Consider the following 16,275-nt stretch of genomic DNA (forward strand, 5'->3'; position numbering starts at 1 on the left):
CCCTCCCGTAAACGGGAGGGGATGGGGGAGGGTAGGCCACAAGCGACGGTTTCCGTGAGACCCCATGCCCTCCCCAAACCCCTCCCGCTTGCGGGAAGGGCTTAATAAGGACGGAGAAGGCGGATGACGCGCTCGAAAAACGGCCTTACAGTCCTGTCATCGTGGCCACCCTGCACACCCTTGCGAACCCCGCGCGTTTCCTGAAGATCGCTCGTCCGTTGACCGGGATTTTCCTGGGGACGGGCGTCGTGCTGATCGCCGTCGCGGTCTGGGCGGGTCTGACGCAGACGCCCCCCGATTATCTTCAGGGGGAGACGGTACGCATTCTCTACATCCATGTCCCCGCCGCCTGGCTGGGCATGGGCGGGTGGAGCGGGATCGCCGTCGCCAGCCTGTCGCTGATCGTCTGGCGGCATCCGCTGGCGCAGGTCGCGGGCCGCGCCATCGCCTGGCCGGGGGCGGTGTTCGCCGCGCTGTGCCTCGCCACCGGGTCGATCTGGGGGAGGCCGACCTGGGGGACGTGGTGGCAATGGGACGGGCGGCTGACCTCGATGCTGCTCCTTCTGTTCGTCTATCTGGGCTATATCGCGCTCGCCCGCGCCGATGCGGATCGGGGAGGGGACGGGCGGATTCCGGCTCTGTACGGGTTGGCGGGCACCGCGTTGTTGCCGGTGATCCGTTACTCGGTCGTGTGGTGGAACACGCTGCACCAGGGCCAGTCGATCGGGCTGACCGGCTCCAGTATCGACAAGTCGCTGCTCTGGCCGCTGCCCATCGCGCTGGCCGGTTTCACCTTCCTGTTCGCCGCCATCGTGCTGATGCGGATGCGCACCCTGCTCGCCAAGGCCAAGGCCGAGGCGCGGATGCGGCGGATGGCGCGGGCATGAACCAGATGGCGTTCGTGGCGGCGGCCTATGCGGTCATGCTGGGCGGCGCAGGCGCGCTCACCCTGATCAGCTATCTGGCGATGAAGCGCGCCGAGAAATGACGCCCAAATCCCAACGTCTCACGCTGGCGCTGCTGGCGCTGGCCGCGATCGTCGCGGCGGTGCTGCTCGCCATGTCGGCGATGAAGGACCAGGCGGCGTTCTTCTACACGCCTTCGGACGCGAAGGCGCAAGGCTTGCCGCTGGGCAGGGCGGTACGGCTGGGCGGGATGGTCGAGGCGGGATCGGTCCACCGCGCGCCCGATGGCGTGACGGTCCGCTTCGTCGTGACCGATGGCAAGGCGACGACGCCCGTGACCTTCGCCGGGATCACGCCGGACCTGTTCCGCGAGAAATCGGGTGTGGTGGCCGAGGGGCAGTTCCAGCCGGATGGCCGCTTCGTCGCGACCAATCTGCTCGCCAAGCATGACGAGAAATACATGCCCCCCGAGATGGCGGGCAATATGCACGAGAGCCGGAGCCTGGAGCCATGATCGCCGAGGCGGGCCTTGCCGCGCTCTGGTTCGCCGCGATGCTGGCGGGGTTGCAACTGTTGCTGGGCGTGCTTGGCCTGCGGCGTAAGGATGTCGCCGGTGAGCAGGCGATGGCGGCGATCGGCCCGGTCGCGATCGTGCAGGGCGCGCTGGTCGCCATCGCCATGGCGGCGCTGATCGCGCTGTTCCTGAACACCGATCTGTCGGTCAGGCTGGTCGCGGAAAACAGCCATTCGGCCAAGCCCTGGATCTACAAATTCGCCGGAGCCTGGGGCAATCACGAAGGGTCGATGCTGCTCTGGGTCACGATCCTGGGGGCGGGCGGCGCGCTGGTGGCATGGAAGGAACGCGCGCTCGACCGGGCGACGCATGTAGCGACGCTGGCGGCGCAGGGCGCGATCGCGCTGGGCTTCTATGCTTTCCTGCTGTTCGCCTCCAACCCGTTCGCGCGGTTGAATCCGGCCGCCGTGGAGGGGCAGGGGCTCAATCCGCTGTTGCAGGACCCCGGTTTGGCGTTCCACCCGCCCACGCTCTATGCGGGCTATGTCGGGCTGTCGGTCGCCTTCTCCTTCGCGGTCGGCGCGCTGGTGACGGGGCAGGTCAGCCCGGCCTTTGCCCGTGCGATGCGGCCCTGGGTGCTGGGGGCCTGGGTGCTCCTGACCATCGGGATCACGGCGGGGTCCTATTGGGCCTATTATGAATTGGGCTGGGGCGGCTGGTGGTTCTGGGACCCGGTCGAGAATGCCTCGCTGATGCCGTGGCTGGCGGCGACGGCGCTGCTCCATTCGGTCAATGTGCTGGCGGCGCGCGACGGATTGCGGGCGTGGACGGTGATGTTGGCCGTCGTCGCATTCTCCATGTCGATGATCGGGACGTTCCTCGTGCGCTCGGGGATTTTGACCAGCGTCCATGCCTTCGCCGTCGATCCCCGGCGCGGGGCGTTCATCCTGGCGCTGCTGGGTCTTTATATCGGCGGCGCGCTGGCCCTGTTCGGTGCGCGGATCGGGCAGGTAAGGGCGGGGCGGAGCTTCGCCTTTGTCAGCCGCGAGGGCGGGCTGGTCGTCAACAACCTGTTGCTGTCGGTGATCCTGGGCATCGTGCTGATCGGCACGCTCTATCCGCTGGTCGCGGCGGGGTTCGGCGTGCGATTGTCGGTCGGGCCACCCTTCTTCCATGCCGCCGCGGGGCCGATCGCGCTGGCGCTGGTCGCGGTCATGGCGGTCGGGCCGATGTTGCGCTGGCGGCAGGATCAGGCGGAGGCTGTGCTGATCCGGATGCTCTGGCCGATGGTGGCGGCGGCGGGGACTTTCGCGCTGGTGCTGACCCTGACCGGGGGCGTGGGGGTGTTGCCGCTCCTGGGCCTGTCCTTCGGTGTCGGGCTGATCGTTGCCAGTATATTGCCGATCACCCGGCGCAACTGGCGGCGCACGCCCTTGCCGATCTGGGGTATGGTCGTCGCGCATGTCGGGATCGGGGTCAGCATGATCGGCATGGCCTGCGACAGCGCCTTCACCGCCGAGCGGCTGGTCGCGCTCTATCCGGGGCAAGCCACGATCGTCGGACCGTGGCGGGTGCAGTTGGACCGCATCTATCCGGCGATCGGACCGAACTGGTCGGCGCTGGAGGCGCGGCTGACCGCGACGCGCGACGGGTCGGCGGAGTCCCTGCGCCCGCAACAGCGCTTCTTCACCGATCCGCCGACCACCACCAGCGAAAGCGCCATCGCCACCCATTGGGACGGGCAACTCTATACCGTGCTGGGGCAGCAGGATGCGGCGACCGGTCGCTGGCAGTTGCGGCTGTGGTGGAAGCCGTTCGTGACGTTGATCTGGCTGGGCGGCGCGCTGGTCGCGCTGGGCGGGGCGCTGGCGCTGTTCGGGCGCTGGTTCAAGGGCTGGCAACAGCGGCGACGGGCGTTGCTATGGGACTGAGGCGGTGGCTGATCTGGGTGCCGCTGGCGGCCTTTGCCATCCTGTTCGTCGTGGTGGCGAGCGGGTTGATGCGCCCGTCCGACACCACCGTCCCTTCGACACTGGTCGACAAGCCCTTGCCCGACTTCCGGCTCGACCCGATGGTGCCGGGCAAGCCGGGGCTGGCGAGCGGCGATTTCGGCAAGGGGCGTCCGCGCCTGCTCAACGTCTTCGCGAGCTGGTGCATCCCCTGCATCGCCGAGGCGCCGCAACTCATGGCGTTGAAGGCCAGGGGGGTGGAGATCGACGCCATCGCCATCCATGACAAGGGACCCGCCATCGCCGACTTCCTGCGCCGCAACGGGGATCCCTATGCCGCGATCGGCGACGACGCGCGCAGCCGGGTGCAACTGTCGCTCGGCTCGTCGGGGGTGCCGGAGACGTTCCTGATCGACGGGCGCGGGCGGATCGTGCGGCAATATATCGGCGATATCCGCCCCGATCAGGTCGACCGGATCGTCCGCGATGTGGAGGCGGCGCGATGAGCCTGTTCCTCGCCCTGGCGCTGGCGGCGGCCACGACCGCGCCCGATTACGGCAACACCCAGCTTGCCGACCCCCGCGCCGAGGCACAGGCCCGCGCCTTGATGGGCGAATTGCGCTGCGTCGTCTGTCAGGGCCAGTCGATCGCCGACAGCGATGCCGACATGGCCGCGGATATGCGCGCACTGGTCCGCCAGCGTATCGCTAAGGGGGAAAGCCCGGAGGCGATCCGCCACTGGCTGATCGAACGGTACGGCGATTATGTCAGCTATGATCCGCCGCTGTCGGGCGCGACGGCCTTGCTATGGGCGACGCCGATCCTGTTGTTGGGCGTCGGCGCGTGGATCGCGCGCTCCAGCTTTCGGCGGGCACGCTGATGGGCTGGCTCACGCTTCTCGGCCTCGCGGCGGCGGCGATTGGGCTGGCGTTCTGGCTGCGTTTCCCCAGGCCGCTCTGGACGATGCTGGGGGCCGCGCTGGCGCTGGGCGGGGTCGGCTATGCATGGCAGGGAAGGCCGACCCTGCCCGCCGCCGCGCCCATGCCGCCGTCCGACCGGCAGTCGGACAATGAGGCGTTGATCGACCTGCGCGGGCAGTTGCTGGGGCGTTATGGCGGCGAGGCGGCGATGTTCACCGCCGCCGATGCGCTGGCGCGGTCGGGTGACAGCCGGACGGCGGTGAAGATCATGCTGGGCGCGGTCGGGGCCAATCCGCGCAGCGTTCCCTACTGGACCGAACTGGGCAATGTCCTGTTCGCACATGACCGCAATCAGATGTCGCCCGCCGCGCTATTCGCATTCCGCCGGGCACGGACGCTGGGAGCGAACGACCCGGTGCCGTTCTTCTTCGAGGGGCTGGCCTGGATGCGGGCGGGGGATTTCGCCAGGGCCCGGCTGTTGTGGCGGCGCGCCCTGCAACTGACCCCCGCCGACGCATCCTATCGCCCGGCGATCGAGCAGCGGGTGATGCTGCTCGATCAGGCGATGCGGATGATGGGGCAATAAGGGCTTACTGGCCCCGCCCGGTCTTGGCCTGAAGCGCGTCGATCCGCTTGGAGGCGTCGGCCTTGCTCAACGTTTCGTCGAAGCCTTCGCCCGCTTCCTCGGACAGCGTCTTCAGATAGCTCGCCTGCGCGCCGGTCATCGGTTCGTCGCCGGTCGTCCAGTCATCGGGGTCCTTCTCGGCATTGGAGAAGGGTTCGGTCTTGGGATTGTCGGTCATCGCGAATTCCTTTCGCGGGACCAACTCTCATGTTCTTGATTTGTTTCACTGGTTCACGCGGAGACGCGGAGACGCAGAGAGGTTTGGGATAGACGCACCCATCGGTGCCGTTCGGCCGAAGGCCATGACGCACCCTGGCGATGAGGGACTGGCCTGTCGGCCGGACGTAAACTCTCCGCGCCTCCGCGCGAACCTTATCCCACGCACCGATCAGTCAAATAAAACCGGAGGTCAGGGATTGCCCATGTGGCGGAGGTCCGGGCGTGCGCTTCGACTCTGCTCAGCGCGAACGGGGGTGGGCGATCCCAACAGCCGTCCGGCCTGAGCGAAGTCGAAGGCCACGGGGCCACCCTCGTGGCGGACACCGTGGCTTGCACTTCGACTTCGCTCAGTGCGAACGGAGTTTAGCCCGCCCAGGCCTCGAACGGCAGGTCGAGCGCTTCGGCGACCGCCGCGTGGCGGATCTTGCCGCCCGAGACGTTCAGGCCGTTCGCCAGATGCGCATCAGCCTTCATCGCGGCTTCCGCTCCCATGTTGGCCAGCTTCACCGCGAAGGGCAGGGTCGCGTTGTTCAGCGCGAAGGTCGAGGTGCGGGCGACCGCGCCAGGCATGTTGGCGACGCAGTAATGGATCACGCCATCGACCTCGAACACCGGGTCCTGATGGGTGGTGGCATGGCTGGTCTCGAAGCAGCCGCCCTGGTCGATCGCGATGTCGACCATCACCGAACCGCGCTTCATCGTCTTCAACATGTCGCGGGTGACCAGCTTCGGCGCGGCCGCACCGGGCACCAGCACCGCGCCGATGACCAGATGCGCATTCTTCACCGCCGCCGCGATCGCCGCCTTGGAGGCATAGGCGGTCTTGATCTGGCTGGAGAAGAACATGTCCAGTTCGGCCAGACGGTCGTTGTTGATGTCATAGATGGTGACATCGGCGCGCAGGCCGACCGCCATCTGTGCCGCGTTCACGCCCGAGACGCCGCCGCCCAGGATCGCGACCTTGGCAGGCGCGACGCCCGGAACGCCGCCGAGCAGGATGCCACGGCCACCCTGCTGCTTTTCCAGATAATGCGCGCCGACCTGCACCGCCATGCGGCCCGCGACTTCCGACATCGGCTTGAGCAGCGGCACGCCGCCGCGCGGGGACGTGACGGTTTCATAGGCGATGCAGGTCGCGCCCGACTTCATCAGTCCCTCGGCCTGCGGCTTGTCGGCGGCGAGGTGGAGATAGGTGAACAGCACATGGTGCGGACGCAGCATCGCGACCTCGACCGCCTGCGGCTCCTTCACCTTCACGATCATCTCGGCCTGGTCGAACACCTCGGCGGCGGTGGCGACGATGCGCGCGCCCGCGTCGATATAGTCCTGATCCTCGAAATCGATGCCGCTGCCGGCCTTGGTCTCGACGATGACCTCATGCCCGGCGGCGACCAGTTCGGCGACCGACGGCGGGGTCAGGCCGACGCGATATTCGTGGTTCTTGATTTCCTTGGGCACACCGACGCGCATGGGACTCTCCGTGAAGACGATTGCCATGACAATAGCGCCGATCGGGCGGGAGAGGTGTGCAAAGCGGTCCCGGTGAATCCTGTTTATCAGGATTTCCTTGCGTGGATGGCGGGTGTACCGGGGTGAAATGTCCGACGCCATCGACCGCCGCATCCTGGCCCAACTGGCCCGCGATTCCGACCTGACCAGCGCCGCGCTGGGGGAGAAGGTCGGCCTGTCCGCCAGCGCGGCGCATCGCCGGGTTTCCCAACTGCGCGAGGCGGGGGTCATCACCGGCTATCGCGCGATCCTGAGCCACGAGGCGCGGGGGCGACCCTCGACCGTGATGGTCAACGTCACGCTGAAGGACCAGCGGCAGGACACGATGGCGGCGTTCGAGCGCGAAATCCTGCGCTGTCCCGAGATCGTCGAATGCTTCCTGATGAGCGGCGAGGCGGATTATATGATCCAGGTCGAGGTCCGGCGCGACGACAGCTATGAGCGCATCCACCGCGAAACGCTGGCGCGTTTGCCGGGGGTGACGCGGCTGGCCTCGCATTTCGTGATCCGCGAGGTGGTGCGGCGGTCTTGAGGTCGCCCATGGTGCCCCGGCCATTCATCATCCCCATTCATCATCCGTCGCCCCAGCGCAGGCTGGGGCCTTTGTCGATCGGAGCGGTGCCCTTGCCGAAGATCCCAGCCTTCGCTGGGATGACGGAAGGGGGCTGGGATGACGTCAGGGGAGCCGGGGGGAATACCGAAAGTGATCGGCATACTCCCACGCTTCCCACCCAGCCCGTCACCCGATAGGGAATGACCCCATGGTAAAGCAGGCTTTCTCCTTCCGCGTCCTTCCCACCGTTCTCGCCGCGCTGGCGGTTGCGCTGTCTCCCGCTCCTGCCTTCGCCGATGCGCTGGTCGACAATGTCACCGGCCTGACGCTCGACAAGGATGGCAAGGTCGTGCGGTTCACCGGACTGCTGCTGACCCCGGATGGAGAGGTCGTGCGGCTGCTCTCCGCCAAGGACAAGCGCCCCGAGAAGCTGGACTGGCGCGCGGACATGAAGGGGCGGGTGATGCTGCCCGGTTTCGTCGATTCGCACGGGCATGTGATGGGGCTGGGCTTTCGCCTGATCGAACTCGACCTGTCGACCACCCGGTCGCTGGACGAAGCGCGCAGCCGGATCGCCGCCTATGTCGCGGCCAATCCGGATCGCAAGGTCATCCTGGGCGGCGGATGGAACCAGGAAAGCTGGGGCCTGGGCCGCTTTCCCACCAGCGCCGACCTGGATGCCGTCGCCGCCGACCGCCCGGTGGTGATGGAGCGCGCCGATGGCCATGCGCTGTGGGCGAACAGCGCGGCGATGAAGGCGGCGGGGATCACGGCCAAGACCGTCTCGCCCGCCGGTGGCCGGATCGAGAAGATCGGCGGCCAGCCCTCCGGCGTGTTCGTCGACGCCGCGATGAGCCTGATCCAGAAGGCGATCCCGCAACCGCTGGCCAAGGATCGCAACACCGCCTTCCTGAAGGCGCAGAACGAACTGCTCAGCCATGGCATCACCGCGACCGCCGATATGGGCACGACGCTGGACGAATGGATGACCTATCGCCGGATGGGCGATGCCGGAAATCTGCGGGTCCGCATCATGAGCTATGGCGGCGGGATCGACGATACGGTGCGGATCGGCGGCACCGGGCCGACGCCGTGGCTTTATAACAACAAGCTGCGGCTGGTCGGGGTGAAGCTGTACGGCGACGGCGCGCTGGGGTCGCGGGGGGCTTGGCTGAAGCAGCCCTATGCCGATGCGCCGGGCCAGTCGGGGCTGGGCTTCATGACCGACGACGTCATCCGCAACCTGATGAGCCGTGCGGCGATGGACAAGTACCAGGTCGCGGTCCATGCGATCGGCGACAAGGCCAATGCGCAGGTGCTCGACGCGATCGACGAACTGGCCGAAACCTATAAGGGCGACCGGCGCTGGCGGATCGAACATGCGCAGATCGTCGATCCGGTCGACCTGCCGCGCTTCGGCAAACATGGTATCGTCGCCTCGATGCAGCCGGTGCACGAGACCAGTGACCGCCAGATGGCGGAAGCGCGGCTGGGCCCGGCGCGTCTGGCGGGGGCCTATGCCTGGAACACGATGTTGAAGAACGGCGCGACGCTGACCTTCGGGTCGGACTATCCGGTCGAGAGCCCCGATCCCTTTGCGGGCTGGGCCGCGGCGATCACACGGCAAGGCCCGGACGGCCAGCCCTATGGCGGGTGGCAGCCACAGGAGATCATCGGACGCGAGTCGGCCTGGCGCGCCTTCACCATGGACGGTGCCTATGCGGCCTTTGCCGAGGACCTGTTCGGGCGACTGGGGCCAGGGCCAGCAGGCGGACTTCATCATCGTCGACCGCAACCCGCTGGACATCAACCCCAGCGAGTTGCGCGCGACGCGGGTAGAGGAAACCTGGATCGGCGGGCAGAAGGTCTGGGAGCGGAAGTGATGTTATAGGCCGCCCCATGACCATGGGCGTCGCGCTTCGGGACACCTGCTCGCCAACCGCCTGATGATTTGGCGGCAATTTTCATCTATCATCGCCCCATGAAACATCGTCTCGTTCTTGCCGGGCTGGTCGCCGTCGCCATGCCGTCGATCGCCATCGCCGACCCCCTGGTGGTCGGGATCGATGCGCTGAAGGAATGGAATCTCATCGTCCTGGGCGACCTGACCTCCAGTTCGGAGGTGGAGGGGCGAACCTTTGTCGGTGGCAATCTCAGCGGCAATTCGTCCAACTACCAGATTCGCACCGTCCCCGCCTCGACCTATGCGCTGCCCGGCCTGACGGTGGTCGGTGACGTTCTGGGCGGCACCAAGAACCTGAACAACGGCTCGGGTGCGCTGGTCGGCGGCAATGTGCAGAGCGGTTTCAACCTGAACGGCGGCATTCAGACGGTGAAGGTCGGGGGCAGCCTGTCCAACACCAATATCAACCAGAATGTCGTCCAGTCGGGCCTGGGGAACAGCGATCCCGGCTTCGTCGCGGGGTTGACGCAGCAGAAGACGGTGCTGGCGAGCAGCATGACGGACCTGTCGAACGGCTATGCCGCACTCAGCCCGACGGCGCAGGTTTCGATCGCGGGCAATCGCGCGACGTTCAACGCGGTGGCCAATGCCGATGGCGTCGGCGTGTTCAACCTGACCGCCGCCGACCTGACGCGCTTCGGCGAGATCGCGTTCAACACCAATGGCGCCGACACCGTCATCGTGAATGTCAGCGGCAGTGCGATCCAGTTGAACGACAATTTCCTGGGCAATGCCACGGGGCTGGGCGAGCATGTCATCTGGAACTTCCCCGATGCGACCAGCCTGACCCTGTCGACCGCATGGAAGGGGTCGGTGCTGGCCCCCAAGGCCGCGGCGGTGACTGGCAACTATATCGAAGGATCGGCGGTGTTCGGCAGCCTGATCCAGAATGGCGAGTTCCACCTGGGGACCTATATCGGCACCTATACCCCGACCGCGCCCAATCCGCCGAGCAGTTCGGGCGGGAGCAGCGGCGGCGGGTCGCCGACCCCGGTGCCCGAGCCGGGCAGCCTGTTGATGATGGCCGTCGGACTCGGATTGATGGCGATGGTGGCGTGGCGTCGACGGTCGGTGTCGGCCTGACGGGGAAGGCCACGCGATCACGCCAATGAAAAAGGCCGGTCCGCTCTTTGCGAACCGGCCTTTTTCGTAACGGCCAAAGGATCAGGCGACGGCGGCCTGTTCCCCCTCGTCCAGTTCGCGCAGCACATAGCCGCGACCCCAGACGGTCTCGATATAATTCTCGCCATCGCAGGCCAGGCTCAGCTTCTTGCGCAGCTTGCAGATGAAGACGTCGATGATCTTCAACTCGGGCTCGTCCATCCCGCCATAGAGATGGTTGAGGAACATCTCCTTGGTCAGCGTCGTGCCCTTGCGGAGCGACAACAGCTCCAGCATCGCATATTCCTTGCCGGTCAGGTGGACGCGGGCATTGTCGACCTCGACCGTCTTGGCGTCGAGATTGACCGCCAGCTTGCCGGTGCGGATGATCGACTGCGAATGGCCCTTGGAGCGACGGACCACGGCGTGGATGCGCGCGATCAGCTCCTCGCGGTGGAAGGGCTTGGTGACATAGTCGTCGGCGCCGAAGCCGAAGCTGCGCACCTTCGAATCCATTTCGTTGATCCCCGACAAGATCAGCACCGGGGTCGAGACGCGCGCGACACGCAGGCGCTTCAGCACGTCATAGCCATGCATGTCCGGCAGGTTCAGGTCGAGCAGGATGATGTCGTAGTCGTACAGCTTGCCCAGATCGAGGCCTTCTTCACCCAGATCCGTGGTATAGACGTTGAAGCCTTCGCTGCCGAGCATCAGCTCGATCGCCTTGGCGGTGGTCGGTTCGTCCTCGATCAGCAGCACGCGCATCGACAATCCCCATTCGCGAATGATCGCCACCAAGGTCCCCGGGCGACCGGATGTGTTAATCATTAGCCAACGCTTGCGTGAACGTAAAAGGTTAATTCGCTCCTAACCCGGATTATTATTGTCTTGTTTCACTCTGGCCCGGGGGTCGAGCAAGGTCTGATGTTCCACCGGCGGAATGTCTTCGCCCAGAACTTCCCGCAAATACAGGCTTCTGATCAAGGTAAACACGACGATCAACAGTGCCGCGGAAAAGAAAAGTCCGAAAAGGCCGAATATGGTGCCGATCCCGATGATCGCGAAAAGGGTTACGGCCGGAGGGATCGCCACGACGCGACTGGTGACGAAGGGGGTGATGGCGTTGGTCTGGACCAGGCGGACCAGGGCGAAGGTGATGAGCGTGCCGATGATCGCATGGTTGCCGCCCTGCGCCGCCAGCCCCAGCGCGGGCAGCATCGCGGCGATCGGCCCGACATAGGGGACGAATTCGCTGAGGCCCGTCAGCAGCCCCAGCGCGGCGGCGGACGGCACCCCCGCGATCGCCAATCCTACGCCGACCAGCACGCCCATCGTCGTCATCTGGATCAATTGCGCGCGGAGCCACAGGCGAAGGGTCGATCCGGTATCGAACAGCGCATCCTCCATCGCCGGGCGCATCGATCGAGGGATCAGCAGCAGGAAGCCGCGCTCATAGACTTTGGGATCGGCGGCGAAGAACAGCGCCCCGACCAGCAGCAACAGGCAGTTGAGCACGAACTCGCCCGCGCCCGACACGATGCCGCCGATATCCTGCGCCACCCGGCTGCCCGCATAGGCGGCGCGGACCGCGTCCACCACCTTGGCTCCGACCGGCGATTGCGCGGCCCAGGCGGCTAACTGGTCGATCAGGTTCGGCAATTGCGTGACCAGCGTGTTCAACTGCTGGCGAAAGGCGACGCCGAACAGCCAGGCCAGGAAGCCCAGCACCGCCAGCACCGTCGCGACCGACAGGGTCAGCGAGCGTTTGGGGCCGATCGGCAGACGGTCGGCATAGAGATCGGCGATGGCATGGATGACGATCGCCCCCAGGATCGACCCGAAGGCGAGGATCAGCAGGTCGCCCGCCCGGAACAGTGCGGCGCCGACGCCCAGGATCACCAAGGTCAGGACGATGCGGCGGATGAAGCGCGCATCGGCCTCGTCGGGGCGAAGCCGGTTCATCGCACGTCCCCCATCGCCTTCTCCGTCGCCTTGGCGATCATGCAGGGGTCGCGGACCCGGTCGGCCAGCCAGGCGATCAGCGCCTCGACCCGCGCCGGGCGCAAGGGGCTGGGCGGCGTCAGCAGATGAAGCCCGATCGGCGGCGGCGTCCAGTCCTCCAGGATCGCCACCGCGCGGCCCGATGCCAGATGCGGCCCGATGATGAACCCCGGCAGCCGCGCGATGCCCAGTCCGGCCAGCACGGCGGGGACCAGTGCATCGCCACTATTGGCGGTCAGCGGACCTTGCGGACGGACCGACACTTCCGCCCCGTCGGAGCGGCGAAAGCGCCAGGGGCCGGTGATGTTGGAATAGCTGAGCAGCCGATGCTCGCCCAGTTCATTGGGGTGGGTCGGCGTGCCATGCTCCGCCAGATAGCCGGGCGAAGCGACGACATGCGTAGAAATCCCGCACAGCCGCCGCGCGCGCAGCGAGCTGTCGGGCAGATCGGCGATGCGCAGTGCGATGTCATAGCCTTCCGCGACGATATCAACCCGCGCGTCGGACAGGCTGAGTTCGATCTCGATCCCCGGATGCGCGGCCAGGAACTCGGCGATGACCGGTGCGATGTTGGTCACCCCGAACGACATGGGCGCGGCCAGGCGGATGCGACCGGCGGGTGCGCTGGCGGCGTCGCGCGCGGCTTCCTCGGCGGCGCGGGCCTCGGCCAGGATGCGCGCGGCATGCTCGGCCAGCGGCTTGCCCGCCTCGGTCAGCGCGAGGCGGCGCGAGGTGCGGTGGAACAGCGACTGGTTGAGTTGCGCCTCCAGCCGGGTGATCGCTTTCGACACGGTCGCCTTGGACAGGCCGATCGCGTCGGCGGCGCCGCTGAAGGACCGGTGCTCGACCACGGCGGCGAAGATGGCCCAGGCTTCCAGATCCGGCAGACGCATCCATATCCCCTTCGCGCCGATTCCGTGGCTGTCGGCTCCGCGCTACAATGCACTTGGAAACGATCGGTTTCCAGCGTTTCCGTTTACGCGACGATTATGCACCCTATCTTGGGCTCAACCAAGGGAGATACCCTATGAGCACCCAAGTCATCGACACCCCTGTTCAGGATCGGGGAATCGACCGCCGCAGCTTCGAAAGCCTGGGCCATGCCAACCATGGCTGGCTGGACGCGCGGCACCATTTCTCGTTCGCCAATTATTATGATCCCGCCCGCATGGGCTGGGGCGCGATCCGGGTGTGGAACGATGATGTCATCGCTCCCAACGCCGGTTTCCCGCCGCATCCCCATGCCGATATGGAGATCATCACCTATGTCCGCACCGGTGCGATCACGCACCAGGATTCGATGGGCAATGTCGGCCGCACCGCGGCGGGCGATGTTCAGGTGATGAGCGCCGGATCGGGCGTGCGCCATGCCGAATATAATCTGGAGGCCGAGCCGACCACGCTCTTCCAGATATGGATCGAGCCGCGCAGCCGGGGCGGCCAGCCGAGTTGGGGCGCCAAGCCGTTCCCCAGGGGCGAGCGGTCGGGCCGGTTCGTGACGCTTGCCAGCGGGTTCGAGGAGGATGGCGATGCGCTACGCATCCGCGCCGATGCCCGCGTCCTGGGTGCGACCCTGCACGCCGGGGAAAGCGTCGAGCATGTCGTGGGGGAGGGGCGTCACGCCTATCTCGTCCCCGCCACCGGACGGATCGAAATCGACGGTGTGCCGTTCGCGGCTCGCGACGGTGCGGCACTGTCAGGTGGTCGGACGGTGACGATCACCGCCATCGAGGATGCCGAGATCGTTCTGGTCGATTCCGAATAAACGCTAATATTGGAAGGGAGTATATCACATGGCTAAGGTTCTGGTCCTTTACTATTCGTCCTATGGTCACATCGAGAAGATGGCCGACGCCATCGCCGAGGGCGCGCGCGCCGGGGGTGCCGAGGTGGATATCCGCCGCGTCGCCGAAACCGCTCCGCCCGAGGTGGTCGCCGCCGCGCACTTCAAGACCGACACCGCGCACCCCGAGATCGAGGGCCCCGACGCGCTGACCAACTATGACGCGATCATCGTCGGCACGCCGACCCGCTATGGCCGGATGGCGAGCCAGATGGCGGCCTTCTGGGACACGACCGGCGGCGTGTGGATGCGCGGCGGTCTGGTCGGCAAGGTCGGCGGCGCCTTCACCTCGACCGCCAGCCAGCATGGCGGGCAGGAGACGACCCTGTTCTCGGTGCTGACCAACCTGATCCACCACGGCATGACCATCGTCGGTCTCGACTATGGTTTCCAGGGCCAGATGGGTGTCAAGGAAGTCCATGGCGGCACGCCCTATGGCGCGTCCACCCTGGCCGATGGCGACGGTAGCCGCCAGCCGAGCCAGGTCGACCTGGACGGCGCCCGCTACCAGGGCAAGCGCATCGCCGAGACGGCCGCCAAGCTGTTCGGGTGATTTCAAGGGGCGGGGGTGCCGGAAGGTGTCCCCGCCTTTTTCCTACCCTCCGTTCAGTGCGAACGGAGGGTGGTAGTTGGAACGGGGCTATATCCCCGGATCCCGTTCAGCCTGAACGAAGTCGAAGGCCACGCCCAACCCTATCGCCGCTTCTGCTTCTTCTTGAGCGGAGCGGACAAGGGCGCGGGCGCAACGGGAACCGGCGGCGGGCTCGCCACCACCACCTTCAACGGATCGCGCACCCCCGGCTTGGCGGGGAACTGCGCGCGCGCCTTGGCGAAGATGAAGCGTGCCTGCGCCGCACCCGGCGCGGTCGGGCTGGTGCCGACCCAGCGCCAGTGCCATGGCTCCCACTTCACCCGCTGCGTGTTGCCTGCGGGGAAGCTCATCTCGAAGCCGAAGCGCGGGCCGTTGGCGAACAGCCAGCGCGCCGCCGGGGTCGCGGCCATGCAGGCCTCGGCATCCGGGCAATTGGGCGAGGGCCGCACCGCGAAGTCGATCGCATAGCCGGTCGCATGCTCGCTATGCCCCGCCGGGGCGACCGAAATGGCGCGCTCGGCGGCGGTGCTGTCCCGGTCGCGGCAAAAGACATGACCCTGGCGCAGGATGGCGCGGTGGCAGGACAGCCCGCGCAACTGCCCCATCACCGCCGGATCGCCCTTCGCGGCGGCCAGCAACCGCTCCAGGTCGGGCAGCATGTCGCGGCGGACATAGCAGGGCTGGCCCAGCGCGAAGCCCGGCGGGGCCGGGACCAGTTCGGCGGGCGGGGCGTCGCCATAGAAGAAATGCCCGGCGACCCGGCCATCGGGGCCCGGCGGCGGCAGCGCGCCGTCGCACGACTGGGCCTGCGCCAGAACGGGCAGCAGCGGGAGCGTGACGGCGAAGGTCGCGGGCAGGAAAACGGTACGAAGGGACGGCATGACGCGCGCGGCTCTGGCATGTCGGCGCTGGCGGTGGCAAGGGAGCGCGATGCACGGAGATCGCGTTCTATTCATCGACGGCGAAGCGCTGGTGATCGACAAACCGGCGGGCCTGCCCGTCGATCGGCCCCGCAACGGGTCGATCAGCCTCGAAAACCATCTGGAATCGCTCAAATTCGGGTTCAAGCGCTGGCCGACCGCTGTCCACCGGCTGGACCGCGACACCAGCGGTTGCCTGCTGCTGTCTCGCAACCCCAAGGCGCATGCCCGTTTCCAGCAGGCGTTCGAGGCCGGATTGGTCGAGAAGCGCTATCTGGCGGTGCTGAACGGCCTGGTCGAGGGCGAGGGGATGATCGACCTTCCGCTCGCCAAGGTTTCGACTCGCGAGGAAGGCTGGCGGATCGTCGCCGATCCGGCGGGCAAGGCGGCGCGGACTGGCTGGCGCGCGCTGCGGCATGAGGGCGGGCGGACGCTGGTCGAGTTCCGCCCCGAAACGGGCCGCACGCACCAAATTCGCGTTCATGCGGCGACCGGGCTGGGCGCGGCCGTGGTCGGCGATCCCGTTTACGGTGCGGGCGAGGCCGGGGGCATGCTGCTCCACGCCGCCAGCCTGACCGTGCCGCGCGGCGATACCAAGGACCCGATCACCGCGGAGGCCCCGCTTCCCGAACGCTTCGGCGCGTTCACCGAATAAGCCGGT

At 66.9% G+C, this 16,275-nt stretch carries 17 protein-coding genes and 1 pseudogene; 12 read left to right on the forward strand and 6 right to left on the reverse strand.

The annotated features are described in order from the left end of the window. Nucleotides 1-161: 161 nt before the first annotated feature. From ccmC to QE379_RS07145, 6 genes are all read left to right on the forward strand, one after another. Nucleotides 162-887: a heme ABC transporter permease CcmC gene (ccmC, locus tag QE379_RS07120; RefSeq protein WP_306999220.1), complete on the forward strand. Its 726-nt coding sequence runs from the start codon at nt 162-164 to the stop codon at nt 885-887. Between the two features lie 97 nt (nt 888-984). Then, the gene (gene ccmE / locus QE379_RS07125) at nt 985-1,419 is read left to right on the forward strand and encodes a cytochrome c maturation protein CcmE (RefSeq protein WP_219020567.1); all 435 of its coding nucleotides are present in this window, start codon (nt 985-987) and stop codon (nt 1,417-1,419) included. Next, a complete protein-coding gene (locus tag QE379_RS07130) occupies nt 1,416-3,350 on the forward strand; it encodes a heme lyase CcmF/NrfE family subunit (RefSeq protein ID WP_306999222.1) in 1,935 nt (644 codons plus the stop codon). Before ccmE ends, QE379_RS07130 begins: the two co-directional genes overlap by 4 nt. Next, nucleotides 3,347-3,874, forward strand: a complete 528-nt coding sequence (locus QE379_RS07135) for a redoxin family protein (RefSeq protein ID WP_307003117.1) — start codon at nt 3,347-3,349, stop codon at nt 3,872-3,874. The genes QE379_RS07130 and QE379_RS07135 overlap by 4 nt, the downstream gene beginning before the upstream one ends. Then, nucleotides 3,871-4,248, forward strand: coding sequence for a cytochrome c-type biogenesis protein (locus QE379_RS07140; protein WP_306999224.1), 378 nt, complete (start codon nt 3,871-3,873; stop codon nt 4,246-4,248). Before QE379_RS07135 ends, QE379_RS07140 begins: the two co-directional genes overlap by 4 nt. Continuing rightward, nucleotides 4,212-4,874, forward strand: coding sequence for a hypothetical protein (locus QE379_RS07145; protein WP_306999226.1), 663 nt, complete (start codon nt 4,212-4,214; stop codon nt 4,872-4,874). The genes QE379_RS07140 and QE379_RS07145 overlap by 37 nt, the downstream gene beginning before the upstream one ends. Nucleotides 4,875-4,878: 4 nt before the next feature. On the opposite strand, the gene QE379_RS07150 is transcribed toward QE379_RS07145, so the two are convergent. Beyond that, the gene (locus QE379_RS07150; protein WP_267434766.1) at nt 4,879-5,091 is read right to left on the reverse strand and encodes a DUF3072 domain-containing protein; all 213 of its coding nucleotides are present in this window, start codon (nt 5,089-5,091) and stop codon (nt 4,879-4,881) included. A gap of 404 nt (nt 5,092-5,495) precedes the next feature. Next, nucleotides 5,496-6,602: an alanine dehydrogenase gene (gene ald / locus QE379_RS07155; protein ID WP_307003119.1), complete on the reverse strand. Its 1,107-nt coding sequence runs from the start codon at nt 6,600-6,602 to the stop codon at nt 5,496-5,498. A gap of 127 nt (nt 6,603-6,729) precedes the next feature. Between ald and QE379_RS07160 the strand changes: the two genes are divergently transcribed. The 3 genes and pseudogenes from QE379_RS07160 (at nt 6,730) to QE379_RS07170 (ending at nt 10,240) form a co-directional block, all read left to right on the forward strand. Further along, nucleotides 6,730-7,173 (forward strand): Lrp/AsnC family transcriptional regulator, encoded by a 444-nt coding sequence (locus tag QE379_RS07160; RefSeq protein ID WP_306999229.1) that lies wholly within the window; start codon nt 6,730-6,732, stop codon nt 7,171-7,173. 229 nt (nt 7,174-7,402) lie between these two features. Further along, nucleotides 7,403-9,077 (forward strand): annotated as a pseudogene (locus QE379_RS07165) (amidohydrolase). Nucleotides 9,078-9,175: 98 nt separating this feature from the next. Beyond that, complete coding sequence (locus tag QE379_RS07170; RefSeq protein ID WP_306999232.1) at nt 9,176-10,240, forward strand: choice-of-anchor A family protein; 1,065 nt, start codon at nt 9,176-9,178, stop codon at nt 10,238-10,240. An 81-nt stretch (nt 10,241-10,321) separates the two neighbouring features. Here QE379_RS07170 and ctrA read toward each other — a convergent pair whose 3' ends face one another. The 3 genes from ctrA to QE379_RS07185 form a co-directional block, all read right to left on the reverse strand. Then, nucleotides 10,322-11,023, reverse strand: coding sequence for a response regulator transcription factor CtrA (gene ctrA / locus QE379_RS07175; RefSeq protein ID WP_267434782.1), 702 nt, complete (start codon nt 11,021-11,023; stop codon nt 10,322-10,324). 102 nt (nt 11,024-11,125) lie between these two features. Beyond that, nucleotides 11,126-12,220 (reverse strand): AI-2E family transporter, encoded by a 1,095-nt coding sequence (locus QE379_RS07180; RefSeq protein WP_306999234.1) that lies wholly within the window; start codon nt 12,218-12,220, stop codon nt 11,126-11,128. Next, nucleotides 12,217-13,152 (reverse strand): LysR family transcriptional regulator, encoded by a 936-nt coding sequence (locus QE379_RS07185; RefSeq protein ID WP_306999236.1) that lies wholly within the window; start codon nt 13,150-13,152, stop codon nt 12,217-12,219. The genes QE379_RS07180 and QE379_RS07185 overlap by 4 nt, the downstream gene beginning before the upstream one ends. 134 nt (nt 13,153-13,286) lie before the next feature. Between QE379_RS07185 and QE379_RS07190 the strand changes: the two genes are divergently transcribed. Further along, the gene (locus tag QE379_RS07190) at nt 13,287-14,024 is read left to right on the forward strand and encodes a pirin family protein (RefSeq protein WP_306999238.1); all 738 of its coding nucleotides are present in this window, start codon (nt 13,287-13,289) and stop codon (nt 14,022-14,024) included. A 28-nt stretch (nt 14,025-14,052) separates the two neighbouring features. Continuing rightward, nucleotides 14,053-14,655, forward strand: a complete 603-nt coding sequence (wrbA, locus tag QE379_RS07195; RefSeq protein WP_306999239.1) for an NAD(P)H:quinone oxidoreductase — start codon at nt 14,053-14,055, stop codon at nt 14,653-14,655. A 140-nt stretch (nt 14,656-14,795) separates the two neighbouring features. On the opposite strand, the gene QE379_RS07200 is transcribed toward wrbA, so the two are convergent. Further along, nucleotides 14,796-15,575, reverse strand: a complete 780-nt coding sequence (locus QE379_RS07200; protein WP_306999241.1) for a M15 family metallopeptidase — start codon at nt 15,573-15,575, stop codon at nt 14,796-14,798. A 49-nt stretch (nt 15,576-15,624) separates the two neighbouring features. Here QE379_RS07200 and QE379_RS07205 point away from each other — a divergent pair, with 49 nt between their 5' ends. Beyond that, entirely contained in the window at nt 15,625-16,269 is a 645-nt protein-coding gene (locus tag QE379_RS07205; RefSeq protein ID WP_306999244.1) for an RluA family pseudouridine synthase, read from the forward strand. Nucleotides 16,270-16,275: the final 6 nt, after the last annotated feature.

The sequence above is a fragment of the Sphingomonas sp. SORGH_AS_0879 genome (assembly GCF_030819175.1).
Classification (GTDB): Bacteria; Pseudomonadota; Alphaproteobacteria; order Sphingomonadales; family Sphingomonadaceae; genus Sphingomonas.

Excerpts from the sequence above, each read along its gene's own strand:
- QE379_RS07185 (WP_306999236.1), bottom strand. The coding sequence starts at position 13,152 with ATGCGTCTGCCGGATCTGGAAGCCTGGGCCATCTTCGCCGCCGTGGTC.
- ald (WP_307003119.1), bottom strand. The coding sequence starts at position 6,602 with ATGCGCGTCGGTGTGCCCAAGGAAATCAAGAACCACGAATATCGCGTC.
- QE379_RS07150 (WP_267434766.1), bottom strand. The coding sequence starts at position 5,091 with ATGACCGACAATCCCAAGACCGAACCCTTCTCCAATGCCGAGAAGGAC.
- ctrA (WP_267434782.1), bottom strand. The coding sequence starts at position 11,023 with ATGCGCGTGCTGCTGATCGAGGACGAACCGACCACCGCCAAGGCGATC.
- QE379_RS07205 (WP_306999244.1), top strand. The coding sequence starts at position 15,625 with ATGCACGGAGATCGCGTTCTATTCATCGACGGCGAAGCGCTGGTGATC.
- QE379_RS07200 (WP_306999241.1), bottom strand. The coding sequence starts at position 15,575 with ATGCCGTCCCTTCGTACCGTTTTCCTGCCCGCGACCTTCGCCGTCACG.
- QE379_RS07130 (WP_306999222.1), top strand. The coding sequence starts at position 1,416 with ATGATCGCCGAGGCGGGCCTTGCCGCGCTCTGGTTCGCCGCGATGCTG.
- QE379_RS07160 (WP_306999229.1), top strand. The coding sequence starts at position 6,730 with ATGTCCGACGCCATCGACCGCCGCATCCTGGCCCAACTGGCCCGCGAT.
- QE379_RS07170 (WP_306999232.1), top strand. The coding sequence starts at position 9,176 with ATGAAACATCGTCTCGTTCTTGCCGGGCTGGTCGCCGTCGCCATGCCG.
- QE379_RS07180 (WP_306999234.1), bottom strand. The coding sequence starts at position 12,220 with ATGAACCGGCTTCGCCCCGACGAGGCCGATGCGCGCTTCATCCGCCGC.
- ccmE (WP_219020567.1), top strand. The coding sequence starts at position 985 with ATGACGCCCAAATCCCAACGTCTCACGCTGGCGCTGCTGGCGCTGGCC.
- QE379_RS07190 (WP_306999238.1), top strand. The coding sequence starts at position 13,287 with ATGAGCACCCAAGTCATCGACACCCCTGTTCAGGATCGGGGAATCGAC.
- QE379_RS07140 (WP_306999224.1), top strand. The coding sequence starts at position 3,871 with ATGAGCCTGTTCCTCGCCCTGGCGCTGGCGGCGGCCACGACCGCGCCC.
- wrbA (WP_306999239.1), top strand. The coding sequence starts at position 14,053 with ATGGCTAAGGTTCTGGTCCTTTACTATTCGTCCTATGGTCACATCGAG.